At 60.6% G+C, this 12,531-nt stretch carries 17 protein-coding genes and 4 tRNA genes; 8 read left to right on the top strand and 13 right to left on the bottom strand.

Annotation, left to right across the window (positions count from 1 at the left end):
• Nucleotide 1: 1 nt before the first annotated feature.
• The 9 genes from rplK to BBJ66_RS24520 all read right to left on the bottom strand — a co-directional run bounded on the left by rplK (nucleotide 2) and on the right by BBJ66_RS24520 (nucleotide 4,901).
• The gene (rplK, locus tag BBJ66_RS24555; RefSeq protein ID WP_003547518.1) at nucleotides 2–433 is read right to left on the bottom strand and encodes a 50S ribosomal protein L11; all 432 of its coding nucleotides are present in this window, start codon (nucleotides 431–433) and stop codon (nucleotides 2–4) included.
• A 176-nt stretch (nucleotides 434–609) separates the two neighbouring features.
• A complete protein-coding gene (nusG, locus tag BBJ66_RS24550; protein ID WP_003547516.1) occupies nucleotides 610–1,140 on the bottom strand; it encodes a transcription termination/antitermination protein NusG in 531 nt (176 codons plus the stop codon).
• 17 nt (nucleotides 1,141–1,157) lie between these two features.
• Nucleotides 1,158–1,358, bottom strand: coding sequence for a preprotein translocase subunit SecE (secE, locus tag BBJ66_RS24545; protein WP_003573826.1), 201 nt, complete (start codon nucleotides 1,356–1,358; stop codon nucleotides 1,158–1,160).
• Between the two features lie 193 nt (nucleotides 1,359–1,551).
• A tRNA-Trp gene (locus BBJ66_RS24540) sits at nucleotides 1,552–1,627 on the bottom strand.
• A 168-nt stretch (nucleotides 1,628–1,795) separates the two neighbouring features.
• Entirely contained in the window at nucleotides 1,796–2,689 is an 894-nt protein-coding gene (locus BBJ66_RS24535; protein WP_071090518.1) for an NAD-dependent epimerase/dehydratase family protein, read from the bottom strand.
• 168 nt (nucleotides 2,690–2,857) lie between these two features.
• The gene (locus tag BBJ66_RS35690; RefSeq protein ID WP_003573829.1) at nucleotides 2,858–2,992 is read right to left on the bottom strand and encodes a hypothetical protein; all 135 of its coding nucleotides are present in this window, start codon (nucleotides 2,990–2,992) and stop codon (nucleotides 2,858–2,860) included.
• A gap of 204 nt (nucleotides 2,993–3,196) precedes the next feature.
• Nucleotides 3,197–4,372, bottom strand: a complete 1,176-nt coding sequence (gene tuf / locus BBJ66_RS24530; RefSeq protein ID WP_003573803.1) for an elongation factor Tu — start codon at nucleotides 4,370–4,372, stop codon at nucleotides 3,197–3,199.
• A gap of 346 nt (nucleotides 4,373–4,718) precedes the next feature.
• A tRNA-Gly gene (locus BBJ66_RS24525) sits at nucleotides 4,719–4,792 on the bottom strand.
• Nucleotides 4,793–4,816: 24 nt separating this feature from the next.
• A tRNA-Tyr gene (locus BBJ66_RS24520) sits at nucleotides 4,817–4,901 on the bottom strand.
• 30 nt (nucleotides 4,902–4,931) lie between these two features.
• On the opposite strand from BBJ66_RS24520, the gene BBJ66_RS34795 reads away from it, so the two are divergent.
• The 3 genes from BBJ66_RS34795 to BBJ66_RS24510 are packed head-to-tail and all read left to right on the top strand — an operon-like array spanning nucleotide 4,932 to nucleotide 6,726.
• A complete protein-coding gene (locus BBJ66_RS34795; protein ID WP_010069471.1) occupies nucleotides 4,932–5,108 on the top strand; it encodes a hypothetical protein in 177 nt (58 codons plus the stop codon).
• Entirely contained in the window at nucleotides 5,105–5,995 is an 891-nt protein-coding gene (gene rlmB, locus BBJ66_RS24515; protein WP_071090515.1) for a 23S rRNA (guanosine(2251)-2'-O)-methyltransferase RlmB, read from the top strand. Before BBJ66_RS34795 ends, rlmB begins: the two co-directional genes overlap by 4 nt.
• 38 nt (nucleotides 5,996–6,033) lie before the next feature.
• Nucleotides 6,034–6,726 (top strand): AprI/Inh family metalloprotease inhibitor, encoded by a 693-nt coding sequence (locus tag BBJ66_RS24510; protein ID WP_071090512.1) that lies wholly within the window; start codon nucleotides 6,034–6,036, stop codon nucleotides 6,724–6,726.
• Between the two features lie 34 nt (nucleotides 6,727–6,760).
• Here the strand turns inward: BBJ66_RS24510 and BBJ66_RS24505 are convergent, their stop codons facing one another.
• A complete protein-coding gene (locus tag BBJ66_RS24505; RefSeq protein ID WP_071090601.1) occupies nucleotides 6,761–7,495 on the bottom strand; it encodes a hypothetical protein in 735 nt (244 codons plus the stop codon).
• 206 nt (nucleotides 7,496–7,701) lie between these two features.
• Here BBJ66_RS24505 and BBJ66_RS35060 point away from each other — a divergent pair, with 206 nt between their 5' ends.
• Together BBJ66_RS35060 and BBJ66_RS35055 are read left to right on the top strand one after the other, a co-directional pair.
• Nucleotides 7,702–7,860 (top strand): hypothetical protein, encoded by a 159-nt coding sequence (locus tag BBJ66_RS35060; RefSeq protein ID WP_003587211.1) that lies wholly within the window; start codon nucleotides 7,702–7,704, stop codon nucleotides 7,858–7,860.
• 166 nt (nucleotides 7,861–8,026) lie between these two features.
• A complete protein-coding gene (locus tag BBJ66_RS35055) occupies nucleotides 8,027–8,164 on the top strand; it encodes a hypothetical protein (RefSeq protein ID WP_167347795.1) in 138 nt (45 codons plus the stop codon).
• A 75-nt stretch (nucleotides 8,165–8,239) separates the two neighbouring features.
• Here BBJ66_RS35055 and BBJ66_RS24500 read toward each other — a convergent pair whose 3' ends face one another.
• Nucleotides 8,240–8,581: a hypothetical protein gene (locus BBJ66_RS24500; protein ID WP_071090509.1), complete on the bottom strand. Its 342-nt coding sequence runs from the start codon at nucleotides 8,579–8,581 to the stop codon at nucleotides 8,240–8,242.
• 183 nt (nucleotides 8,582–8,764) lie between these two features.
• Nucleotides 8,765–8,840, bottom strand: a tRNA-Thr gene (locus tag BBJ66_RS24495).
• Between the two features lie 156 nt (nucleotides 8,841–8,996).
• Here BBJ66_RS24495 and BBJ66_RS24490 point away from each other — a divergent pair.
• The 3 genes from BBJ66_RS24490 to BBJ66_RS24480 are packed head-to-tail and all read left to right on the top strand — an operon-like array spanning nucleotide 8,997 to nucleotide 11,335.
• Nucleotides 8,997–9,770, top strand: coding sequence for an NAD kinase (locus BBJ66_RS24490; protein ID WP_049734088.1), 774 nt, complete (start codon nucleotides 8,997–8,999; stop codon nucleotides 9,768–9,770).
• Between the two features lie 4 nt (nucleotides 9,771–9,774).
• Complete coding sequence (locus BBJ66_RS24485) at nucleotides 9,775–10,281, top strand: hypothetical protein (RefSeq protein WP_049734087.1); 507 nt, start codon at nucleotides 9,775–9,777, stop codon at nucleotides 10,279–10,281.
• 34 nt (nucleotides 10,282–10,315) lie between these two features.
• Nucleotides 10,316–11,335 carry an alpha/beta hydrolase family protein gene (locus BBJ66_RS24480; RefSeq protein ID WP_049734086.1) on the top strand — a complete coding sequence of 340 codons (1,020 nt, stop codon included), beginning with the start codon at nucleotides 10,316–10,318 and terminating at the stop codon, nucleotides 11,333–11,335.
• A gap of 56 nt (nucleotides 11,336–11,391) precedes the next feature.
• Here the strand turns inward: BBJ66_RS24480 and prfB are convergent.
• Nucleotides 11,392–12,523 (bottom strand): peptide chain release factor 2 gene (gene prfB / locus BBJ66_RS24475; RefSeq protein WP_003573848.1). Its coding sequence is split into 2 segments (ribosomal slippage): nucleotides 11,392–12,453 and nucleotides 12,455–12,523, totalling 1,131 coding nucleotides; the frame shifts between segments, so codons are not numbered across the junction.
• Nucleotides 12,524–12,531: the final 8 nt, after the last annotated feature.

Genomic DNA, 12,531 nt, shown 5'->3' with positions numbered 1-12,531 from the left:
CTTAACCCACCACTTCCAGGCCCATGGCGCGGGCAGAGCCCTCGATCATCGCCATTGCACCTTCGATATCCGCTGCGTTCAGATCCTTCATCTTGGCTTCTGCGATCGACTTGATCTGAGCCTTGGTGAGGGAGCCGGCCTTGGCGCCCTTGCCGGGCGTCTTGGAACCGGACGTGATCTTCGCTTCCTTCTTCAGCCAGTAGCTGACCGGAGGCTGCTTCATCGCGAAGGTGAAGGACTTGTCCTGGTAATAGGTGATGACGACCGGGATCGGCATACCCTTTTCCATTTCCTGCGTGGCGGCATTGAACGCCTTGCAGAATTCCATGATGTTAATGCCACGCTGACCAAGCGCCGGACCAATCGGCGGGGACGGGTTTGCCGATCCTGCCTTGACCTGAAGCTTGAGCTGGCCTGCAACTTTCTTAGCCATATCTCTCTGCCTTTCATGAGCGGCCGGTCGCCCGGCCCGTGATGCCGGATCTCTCCGGCGGCTGCGGTTGCGTGGTGCGGATCATTAGGGTCCGGCTAAGACCCCTCACCTTCCACGCGGGTGCGGACCAGGTCCGCAGGAAACCGGCCGCAAGGCCTGCTTCCAATCTCTTACAATCAGACCTTCTCGACCTGAGCGTATTCCAGTTCGACCGGCGTTGCGCGGCCGAAGATCGACACTTCAACCTTCAGGCGCGAACGCTCTTCGTCCACATCCTGAACCGTGCCGTTGAACGACGCGAACGGACCATCGGAAACGCGGACCTGCTCGCCGATCTCGAAGGTGATGGAGGCCTTCGGCCGCTCGACACCTTCCTGGACCTGGCCGAGAATGCGCTCGGCTTCATAATCCGGAATCGGAACGGGCTTATTGTCGGAGCCGAGGAAACCTGTGACCTTCGGCGTATTCTTGATCAGGTGGTAGGCTTCATCCGTCAGGTTGGCGCGAACCATGACATAGCCCGGGAAGAACTTGCGCTCGCTATCGACCTTACGGCCGCGACGCACTTCCACCACCTTTTCGGTCGGCACGAGGATCTTCTCGAACAGATGCTCAAGCCCCTTCTGGCGAGCCTTGTTCTCGATGTCCTCAGCGACCTTCTTTTCAAAATTTGAATATGCGTGGACGATGTACCAACGTGCCGCCATTTTCATCTCCACCCGTATCAGTTGCCGGTATTCAGCACGAAGCTCAGAACCCAGCCGATCAGCTGGTCAGCGGCAAAGAAAAACAGCGCAGCGAAAACCACCATCACAAGCACCATAACCGTCGAGATCATCGTCTCGCGGCGCGACGGCCATGTAACTTTGGACGTCTCGGAGCGAACCTGCTGCAGAAACGCAAACGGATTGGATTTGGATGCCATCGACTGCCCACGCAATTACGGCGCGTAAAGCTGAAACTATCAGCCCCACGCACCGCGTGTCTGTTGAACCCTAAATAAACACCGATTTCCGAATACACAAGAGGGAAACCGAAGTTTAACGAAATTAGTCTTACCCATCAATCCCCGGCCGGAATGCCGCGAGCATGTCCGCGCTGTCCCGCTTGGAGGAAAATGGCAGGGGCAGTAAGGCTCGAACTTACGACCTGCGGTTTTGGAGACCGCCGCTCTACCAACTGAGCTATACCCCTTCATACCGATCAATCAGCGTATGGACCAAGGTCCGCAAATCGCTGCTGAAAAGCATGGCGCTCCCTTTAAGACGACGGCAGCGGATTGGCAAGCACGATTTTCGTTTTTCATAGCCATTCTGCGGATATGCGAACGATCGGCTCGCTCATCGCCCCACCAGGATCCGTTCAGACGTTCACATATTTGCGCCAATCGTGCTCCTCCTTGAACCCCAGCACCTCGCGAATCTTGCGGTTGGAGAGCAGGCCTTCATATTCGCCGATCTCGCGCGTGAAGGGCACGTTCGGATAGAATCGCTTCGCAAGCTCCTTCGACGGCGTGTTGGCCGAGACCGTGTCGTTGGCTGCGTTGAAGACCTGGTAGCCGAGACCGTCCTTTTCGATGCAGAGATGGCAGATCTGCCCGAGATCACGGGCGTCGATATAGCTCCAGGCGATGCGCTTGCGCATCTCGGGATTGGCGAAATAGGTGGGGAAACGCTCATATTCGTGCGGCTCGATGACGTTGCCGATTCGCAGCGCATAGATGTCGAAACCCGACCGTTCGGCAAAGGCGCGGGCGGTCTTTTCGTTGACCACCTTGGAAAGCCCGTAGGAATCCATCGGATTGACGTCGTAGTCTTCCTCCAGCGGGAACTGGTGGAAATCGCGATGGCCTTCGGCGAAGCAGACGCCGTAGGTCGTTTCGCTCGATGCGACGATAATCTTCCTGATGCCGAGCTTCGCCGCCGCCTCGATGACATTATAAGTACCCATCGTGTTGATGCGGAAAGTCTCATTGTCCGGTTTGATCAGGATGCGAGGGATGGCGGCGAAATGCACGACGGCATCAAAGGGCTGCACGCCCCTGCCCGCATCGAGATCGGGAAAATCGCGGTGCATCGACAGCGCGTTGAAAACCTGACCGCTGTCGGTGATATCGGCAATGAGATTGGTGACGCCGGGACTGTCCAGCGGCACGAGATCGAGATTGTGAACCTCGTAACCGGCATTGATGAGCCATGGCACGGTATGGCGACCGGCCTTGCCCGAACCGCCCGTGAACAGAATTCGCTTCTTCATGGAATGTCCTCCGCGTCATCAAATCGGAGGCATAGTTAGACGCTTCCGCGCGAAGAGCAAGCGAGCGTCCTGCAAGGGTTCACCCTCGCGTCGCCAGGAGCACCCTATCAGGGCACATGGCCGATCATTTCCGATCACCGCAGAAGCCTGCGGCAAACTGCTAAATCGTTACTTAACGACGCTCACGTCGCCGATCTGCACGCCGGCTGCCTGAACAACCTCCTGCGGGATGGCTGCAATGAAAAACATCGTGAAAACATACATTGCGAATATCGTCGCAACGAACGTGGCCTTTGGAATCATCCGGGCTCTCCTCTTTGCATGAAGGAGTCTGGACTAAAATGAACCAATCACAACCGGTTTCTGAATGTGAGATGAACAAAATACTGTGACGGGCGAATTTAACGATATTTTTACAACACCTGTTAAACCCTCAAACAGGCATCAAAACGAAAAAACCCCGCCGTTTCCAGCGGGGTTTTTCCTGAATTTCGGGTAATCCCAGGATTACTCGACGATCGAAGCGACGATGCCGGCGCCGACGGTGCGGCCGCCTTCGCGGATGGCGAAGCGCAGCTTTTCTTCCATCGCGATCGGAACGATCAGCTCGACGGCAACCGTGACGTTGTCGCCCGGCATGACCATCTCCGTGCCCTCGGGCAGCGTGACGATGCCGGTCACGTCCGTCGTGCGGAAGTAGAACTGCGGACGGTAGTTGGTGAAGAACGGCGTATGACGGCCACCCTCTTCCTTCGTCAGGATGTAGGCTTCTGCCATGAACTTCTTGTGCGGCTTGACAGAGCCCGGCTTGCACAGGATCTGGCCACGCTCGACGCCGTCACGGTTCACACCGCGAACCAGTGCGCCGATGTTGTCGCCAGCCTGGCCCTGATCGAGCAGCTTGCGGAACATTTCAACGCCGGTCACCGTCGTCTTCGAGGTCGCGCGGATGCCGACGATCTCGACTTCTTCGCCAACCTTGACGATGCCACGCTCGACGCGGCCGGTCACAACCGTGCCGCGGCCCGAGATCGAGAACACGTCTTCGATCGGCATCAGGAACGGCTGGTCGATCGGACGCTCAGGCGTCGGGATGTAGGCGTCAACAGCAGCCATCAGCTCGCGGATCGCGTCTTCGCCGATCTTCTTGTCGCTATCTTCGAGAGCGGCCAGCGCCGAACCCTTGACAACCGGGATATCGTCGCCCGGGAAGTCGTAGGACGACAGCAGTTCACGAACTTCGAGCTCGACCAGTTCGAGAAGCTCGGCGTCGTCAACCTGGTCGACCTTGTTCAGGAACACCACGATCGCCGGAACGCCGACCTGGCGGGCCAGCAGGATGTGTTCGCGCGTCTGCGGCATCGGGCCGTCAGCGGCCGAGCACACCAGGATCGCGCCGTCCATCTGGGCAGCACCGGTGATCATGTTCTTGACGTAGTCGGCGTGGCCGGGGCAGTCGACGTGCGCGTAGTGGCGGGCCGGCGTCTCATATTCGACGTGCGCCGTCGAAATGGTGATGCCACGGGCCTTTTCTTCCGGAGCAGCGTCGATCTGGTCGTACGCCTTGAACTCACCGAAGTACTTCGTGATCGCTGCCGTCAGAGACGTCTTGCCGTGGTCAACGTGGCCGATCGTGCCGATGTTGACGTGCGGCTTGTTGCGCTCAAACTTACTCTTTGCCATTTGAATGCTTCCTGTGAACGAAATGGTGGGCCCCGGCGAACCGGTTTAGTGCCGCCGTTTAAGGCTTTCGGCGAAATTGCGCAAGACTTAATTGCAGACGCCATTCTTGGTGTGACAGCGCATATGGGGGACAATTCGCCGCCTGCAAGGTGATTCGCCGAAGCCCCCTCGAAAATCACTGAAATGCTTAGAGAAAATCGCGTGCGCTGGCGGAGATGAGGCACCGCGCCCGGCGCCGAGCGCCCTCGCCTGCCGATTGATACGCGCTATCGCCAGCGTCTTCGGAAACATCCGCGTGGCGAATGATCGCCGCTGTGCCGGTCACTTGAATTGGGCTTGGAAGAACTGGAGCGGGTAGCGGGAATCGAACCCGCGTATTCAGCTTGGAAGGCTGCTGCTCTACCATTGAGCTATACCCGCGGGGTGGTCCGATCCGATGACGAATGGTGGAGAGAGTTGGATTTGAACCAACGTAGGCTGAGCCAACGGATTTACAGTCCGTCCCCTTTAACCACTCGGGCATCTCTCCAGTTTTTCGTCCGGATCTAGAAGACCAAGTTTGTCAGACTTCGAAGCGTTGCCGCCCGTCGTCTGCGCCGCGTATATGACCGGAGCATTTCAGTCTGTCAACACGATGACTACGGAAAAAACACGAAAAATTTCATTCGCCGCCGAAAGCCGGCATATGAAAGAAAGCCTATGCGGCGGCGAGCGCCATGGCTATAAAGCCGCATGAGCAAAGACAAAAAACCCGGCGGCACGGCCGCGACAGACCCATCGGCCAAGGATACGCATTACGCCACGCTGCGGCGCGCCCACCGTGACGCCAAGCGCGAACGCGGCGAGATCCCGACCCCTCAGCCGCAGAAGCGCAAGCGCGGCGGCGACGATTGGAAGCCGCCGGCGCTGGCGCCAGACCAGGTGCATCTTTACGGCCTGCATACAGTGCGCGCCGCCCTCGACAATCCCGAGCGCAAGAAGATCAAGCTCTTCGTGACCCAGAACGCGCTGGCGCGGCTCGAAGTCGACGCCGAAACGCTCGGCATTCCCTTCGAGATCGTCTCGCCGCAGGATATCGACAAGGTGCTCGGCCCCGAGGCGATCCATCAGGGCGTCATGCTGGAAACGCGGCCGCTGCCGGTCCGCCGGCTCGAAGCCCTGAAGGACAGCCCGCTCCTGCTCGTCCTCGACCAGGTCACCGATCCCCACAATGTCGGCGCGATCATGCGCTCGGCCGTCGCCTTCAATGCCGGCGCCATTATCACCACTCAGAGACATAGCCCGACCGAGTCAGGCGTGCTCGCCAAATCCGCCTCCGGCGCGCTGGAACTGATACCTTATATACAGGTGACCAATCTCGCCGATGCACTCGGTGAACTGCACAAGCTCGGCTTCTCCACCATCGGCCTCGATTCGGAAGGGCCGGCGCCGCTCGAGGGCACATTTTCGGGTGAGAAGGTGGCGCTGGTACTCGGCTCCGAGGGCAAGGGGCTCAGGCAGAAGACGCGCGAGACCGTTACCGCGCTTGCCCGTCTCGACATGCCGGGCGCGATCAAATCGCTGAACGTTTCGAATGCTGCGGCAATCGCGCTTTATGCGGCGCGGCTCTTTTTGAAAGCATAGGCCGGTCCGCGGCGGGCCTGCGACAAAGAGGAACTGTCATGACCCGTTTCGTCCTTCGGCTCGCGGCTCCGGTAGCGGCGTTGCTTTTTTGCGGCATGGCCCATGGACAGGATATCGATGCCGATATTCTCAAGGCGCAGGCAGGAACCTATCTCGTCGCGCCGGAAGACGGGCGCGCGGGATGCCGGATGACGCTCGAAACCGACATGGCGATCGGCGGTCACTCGCTGTCCGGCCAGGACGCCTGTACCAAGCCGCTGCCGGCTCTTGCCGAAGCCGCTGCCTGGAATTTCGACGGCAATGGCGGCGTCATCCTGATCGATGCGACGCGCAAGGTGCTCGCCCGTTTCGTCGAGAACGAGGGCTCGCCGATGAAGACGCAGGACGGCACGCCGCTTTTGCTGATCGCCGCCCCTGACGGCATCGATCGCCTGCCGAGCTTCAGCGGCCTTGCCGGAACCTGGACGATGCAACGACCGGACGGCGAAAGGCTCTGCGGTCTGACGCTCGACGGCCATGCCGATGCGGACGGCAATGCGCCGCTGTCGCTATCCGGCGACTGCGCCGCCAATGTCGCCAGGCTGAAACTCGCGGTCTGGCATATCGAGGGTTTCGGCCTGACGCTGATGGGCGGTGACGGCTCATCGCTTGGCTTCGACATGCGCGCCGACGGCAATTTCGACAAATCGAAGGAAGAAGGCGGCAAGCCGCTATCGCTCGTGCGTCAATGATTCGAAAGTAGCGGCGCATCCGTTAACACTCTGGTCAGCTCGGTATCCGGCAGACCGTCGTTCCTTCCAAGGGCCGGCGCGCCGTGTCACCAGCCGCATAAGTCAGTTCGACAGGATAGACGATCACGCTCGGCAGTTTCTCGATTTCGCCGGCATGGCCGGGGCTGCGTCTGATTTCCGCCTTGTAGGCGGCGGTGCAATCCGGCAGTTGCGACAGACCGGTATCGGCGGCGATCGTCTTCGCGCAGGCAGCACGCTCCAGATAGAGCGAACAGGACGCCGTGTAGACGCGGCGAAAATCGAGGCTCAGCTCCCCCTTCCCGCTCCTTATCGCGGCAAAATCGTCGCCCGCCAGGGAATCGTCGAGCAGCCGCTCGCCCGTCGCCGCATCGTAGACGACGAAAGGCAGCCCGCCGTTCCACCCGTCCGCCGCACGGAAAAAGACGAAACCGCCGCTGACGCCCATCAGATAGCCGGCGGTATCGTCGGCGATCACCCGTTCGCGCTCGCCGGCGCGCTCACACGGCGCATCGGGGGCAAGCAGCGCCAGCTTTTCGGCGCCGACCTCGCCGAGATCGACCTCCTTGACCATGAAGGCGGGATAGCGGCTGCAGGTGATCTTCGGTTTCGCATCGGGATTGAGCTCATCCTTCGGCAGCGCGACCACATCGACTTTTATCGGCTTGTCGAAAGCTCGCGCGTTTTCCGAGGCTCCGGCGAAGGAGACGAATGCCGCGACAATGACCGATGCTTTAATCGTGCGTTTCACGACGTCCGTCCCCAACTGTTTCAGGCATCCCTGACACAGTTCAACCCGCTGCGACAGATGGAAAACGGATGCCTGCGACAGCCACGCAAGGCTCGCGCGATGCCGGAGAAATTCGATTTTGCCTTGGAAAGACCTCCTGGAGCACTATGATCGGGCGATGACCGATCGCAACGACCGGTCGGAAGCAAGAAGGAACGATCCCCATCATGGCTATTCGACCGCTGATTTTCGGTATCCTCTTCATCGCGGTCTTCGTCGGGATCATTCTCAGCATCATCTGGGTGGACACCTCGCACCCGGTCCACCAGCCCGATCCGCTGTCGCCGACGGCGCCCGGCCCCGCGACGCCGGGGACGGTGCAATAATGCATGTCGCCCGGAAGTGTGCAGCGGTTCCGGAGTAACGACATGCATAAAAACAAAAGGCTAAAGCGCGTAGCATGAATCAAATTCGATGCGGCGCGCTTTAGTCCCGACAGGAACGCGGACGACAATGGTGCGTTAATCCCCACTGAACGAGGATTGAACGCCTATGCGCATAATGATTGCCGTCGTTGCCTTCATGGTCGCCTCCGTGCTCAGCATCGCAATCCTGTCGCCGTCGGGCGCCGGCCAGACTGGCAACGGCAACAAGCTCGAGGCAAGTGTCAACGAACCCGTCAGTCATTGAAAAACGGCCCGGATGATCCGGGCCGTTCTCTCGCCGCGCGTCTCGGGCGCGCAATGGATGCTGTAGCAGCTGGCGTCAGCCGCGGTAGAGCCAGAAAGGCATGTCACGATCGCGATGGCGCCACTCACGGCGTTCCTGCCAACGCTCGGCACGCCACCGGCGCCAGCGCCAGTCATCACCGCGCCAGTCGGACCGGCGCCAATCGCGCTGATGGCGCCAACCGCGGTCGTCACGCTCATCACGCCAGCCACGGTCGTCACCGCCGCGATCATGGCGCCAGCCATCACGAATTTGAACGATATCGCCCTGGGCCGACACCGCCGGCCGGTCGACGGGCATGGCGGTTGCCGGGGCGACGGATGCCAAAGCCGCACCGACAGACATGGTTGCGGCGAAAAAGAGATGTGCGAGCTTCATGGCTGTTTCCTCATTGATGATGAGGCGAAGTTAAACCGGCGCGGCTGAATTGGCGCTGAAGCAGCCCTTCAGACAAGGTTCATCAAGCGATGTGCGGTGGCTGGAAAAATCTGCCGGTGCGATCGAGCGAAGCGACGTCGAATCATAGCGATCGTCTGGGCAGGGATATGACGCGGAAAAAGATGGTGCCCCCGCCAGGGTTCGAACCCGGGACCCCCTGATTACAAATCAGGTGCTCTACCAACTGAGCTACAAGGGCAACAGGTGCCCAACTAGCAGATTCTATGGTTCTGTAAAGGAAAATTCGTGTCTGTGCGGACAGGTCGGCTGCCGCTCAAACGCCTGGCGATAGAAAACGTCCTTGTCGCGCCAGCCCTTTATCCGTTAGCTAGAGCAGCTTCACAAAGGGCATTGCATGGGCCGTTCATTTCAGACTCTTTCCTTTATCGCCTCGCCGACGACGGAGGCGCTCGCCGCGCGCGAGGAGTTGATTCGCATCTATGGCGACGTGCCGGCCGACGATGCCGATGTCATCGTCGCGCTCGGCGGCGACGGTTTCATGCTGCAGACGCTGCACAACACCATGAACTCCGGCAAGCTGGTCTACGGCATGAATCGCGGCTCGGTCGGCTTTCTGATGAACGACTATCGCAGCGAACAGCTTCAGGAGCGCATCTGCGTCGCCGTGGAAAACGTCTTCCGGCCGTTGCAGATGACGACCGCCAACGCCGACGGCACCAATTCGACGGCGCTGGCCATCAACGAGGTCTATCTTTTCCGCCAGTCCTATCAGGCGGCGAATCTGAGGGTGACGGTGGACGGGCGCGTGCGCCTGGAGGAGCTGATCTGCGACGGGCTGATGGTGGCGACCCCCGCCGGCTCGACGGCCTATAATCTTTCCGCTCATGGCCCGATCCTGCCGCTCGAGGCGCCGCTGCTCGCCATGACGCCGGTCAGCGCTTTCAGGCCGCGGCGCTGGCGGGGCGCACTGCTGCCCAACAAGGTGACCGTCGATATCGACGTTCTCGAGCCGGTGAAGCGGCCGGTCAATGCGGTGGCCGACAATACCGAGGTGAAATCGGTGCTGCATGTCCGCATTGCCCAGTCGGAGCATATGACGGCGCGTATTCTTTCCGATCCCGACCGCTCCTGGTCCGACCGTATTCTCGCCGAGCAGTTCAAGGATTGAGACGATGGCAATGCGACGGATAGTGATGACAACCGCTTTCCTCATTGGATGGTCGGCCGCAGCCTTGCCGGCGCAGGACGTCATCCTGCCGGCATCGGTGATTTTCGCGACCAGCACCGGGTATTGGGAGGATGACGGCAACGCACCTGATGTCGAGCGGGCGCCGACAGCCGCCGAGAGCGTTGCCAACTCGCAAGCAAAGGCTCAGCGCCACGGGTACTACAAGCTCTTTGCCGTCCGCCAGGCAGACAGGACCTCAAAGGTCTACCTGCAGCAGATTGCCCAGACCGAGACCGGCCCGGCGATCGCCTCTACCGTCGAGCTGCAGGAGATCAGCGACCTGAAGCCTTATATCACCGATATCCGCCCCGAGAATTCGAACGGCATCATCAAGCAGCCCGGCCTGTTCGCCACGATCTATCTGAAGACCGACCCCAATGCCGAGCCGGATGGCTGGACCGTGCTGATCGACGAATTCGGCGACATCACCGTCGAGAAAGCGACGAATTGAACCGCTGGGAATCGTTCGGGAAGGAGCAGGAGAGATGAAACTCGGCTTCCGTGACGGCGTCCTTTACGACCACAACAGGTCGAACTGGGACGCCAACGGCCCCAGACCCATCAGTTGGTCGCTGTGGTATCCCGCTGCCGATACGGCGCGGGAAAACGATACGGCGGAAAGAAGCTGGTTCAAGAAGGCGGTCGTCGCCCACGACGCAGCCATCCGGCCCCAGGCCCGGCCCTATCCCCTCGTGCTGCTGTCGCATGGCACCGGCGGATCCGCGGCGGGATTGGAGTGGCTGGCGCGACGGCTCGCCGATCGCGGATTTGCAGCGCTCGGCGTCAACCATCACGGCAATACCGGCAACGAGCCTTATCGCGCCGAGGGCTTTGCCTGCCTTTGGGAGCGGGCGCCGGATCTGAGCTTCATGCTCGACCACAGCGATGACTGGCTCGGCGATCTCTCCTCTTATATCGATACCACCCGCGTGTTCGCGGCCGGATTTTCGGCCGGAGCCTACAGCGTCATGCTGCTTCTCGGCGCCGTCGCCCAGTCTTCGCAGTTCGACCCATCCAGGATGAAGCCGGGCGGGGCGCGCGGACCGAGGGAATTTCCCGACCTTGCCGATCATATCCCGACCTTGCTTCGCACCAGCGACGTGTTTCGCGATTCATGGTCGCGCCTGTCGACGTCTTACCGGGACGACAGAATCAAGGCCGCACTCCTGTGCGCGCCGGGCCGGTCCGTTCTCGGTTTCAGCGAGGAAAGCCTGAAAACCGTCGACGCGCCCGCCCTCATTCTGGTCGGCGATGCCGACAGGGCGGCACCGGCCGAGGAATGTTCGGCATGGCTGCATGCGCGGCTCCCCGACAGCCGTCTTAAAATCCTCGGCGGCGGGCTTGGGCATTATGTCTTCGTGCCTGAAGGTACCGCCCTCGGCATGGCCTTTGCGGCGGAGCTCTTCACCGATCCCCCTGATATCGAGCGCGCCGCCATCCACGACGAGATTGCCGGTCTGTCGGCCGCGCTGTTCCAGGGCAACGACGTCAAAGCAATCGCCTGAACAACGAAAAAGCCCCGTCTCCGGGGCTTTCTCGTCTCAATCCCTGCTTTTGTCTATCAGTCCACGTCGTCGACGACCGCGTCTGCAGCGCCGCTGATGCGGTGGGCAAGAGCCGCTTCCATGAACTCGTTGAGTTCGCCGTCGAGCACGTCGTCCGGCGCGGTGCTGGCGACGCCGGTGCGCAGATCCTTGACCAGCTGGTAGGGCTGCAGCACGTAGGAGCGGATCTGGTGGCCCCAGCCGATATCCGTCTTGGAGGCGGCCTCGGCGCTGGCGGCGTCCTCACGCTTCTTCAGCTCGGCTTCGTACATGCGGGCACGCAGCATGTCCCAGGCCTTGGCGCGGTTCTTGTGCTGCGAACGCTCCTGCTGGCACTGCACGACGATGCCGGTCGGCATATGCGTGATGCGCACGGCCGAGTCGGTGGTGTTGACGTGCTGACCGCCGGCGCCCGACGAACGATAGGTGTCGATGCGGCAGTCGCCTTCGTTGATCTCGATCTGGATCGAGTCGTCGACCACGGGATAGACCCAGATCGACGAGAAGGAGGTGTGGCGACGCGCGTTGCTGTCGTAAGGCGAGATGCGCACCAGCCGGTGCACACCCGATTCCGTCTTCAGCCAGCCATAGGCATTGTGTCCCTTGACGAGCAGGGTCGCGGACTTGATGCCCGCCTCTTCGCCGTCATGGACTTCGAGAAGCTCGACCTTGAAACGCTGACGTTCGGCCCAGCGGGTGTACATGCGCAGCAGCATGTTCGCCCAGTCCTGGCTTTCGGTGCCGCCGGCGCCGGAATGAACTTCGAGATAGGTGTCGTTGCCGTCGGCCTCGCCGGAGAGCATGGCTTCCACCTGCCGGCGCGCAGCCTCGGCCTTCAAGGCCTTCAGCGTATCCTCGGCTTCCTTGACGACGCCTTCGTCGCCCTCTTCCTCGCCGAGTTCGATCAGCTCGATATTGTCGTTCAGCTGCTGTTCCAGCTGCTTGACGCCACTGATGCCGTCATCGAGCTGCTGGCGCTCGCGCATCAGCTTCTGCGCTTCGGTAGCGTCGTTCCAGAGGTTCGGATCCTCTGCCTTGTTGTTCAACCAGTCCAGCCGTCTTATCGCCTGGTCCCAGTCAAAGATGCCTCCTCAGCAGGGTGATAGCCTGCTTGGTTTCATCGACCACGTTTTCGATTTCCGCTCGCATTTTCCTGC

It is taken from the genome of Rhizobium sp. RSm-3, from assembly GCF_001854685.1.
Lineage (GTDB): Bacteria > Pseudomonadota > Alphaproteobacteria > Rhizobiales > Rhizobiaceae > Rhizobium > Rhizobium ecuadorense.
The sequence above is the reverse complement of the archived record's forward strand: the minus strand, read 5'-3'. Positions and strand labels throughout refer to the sequence as shown.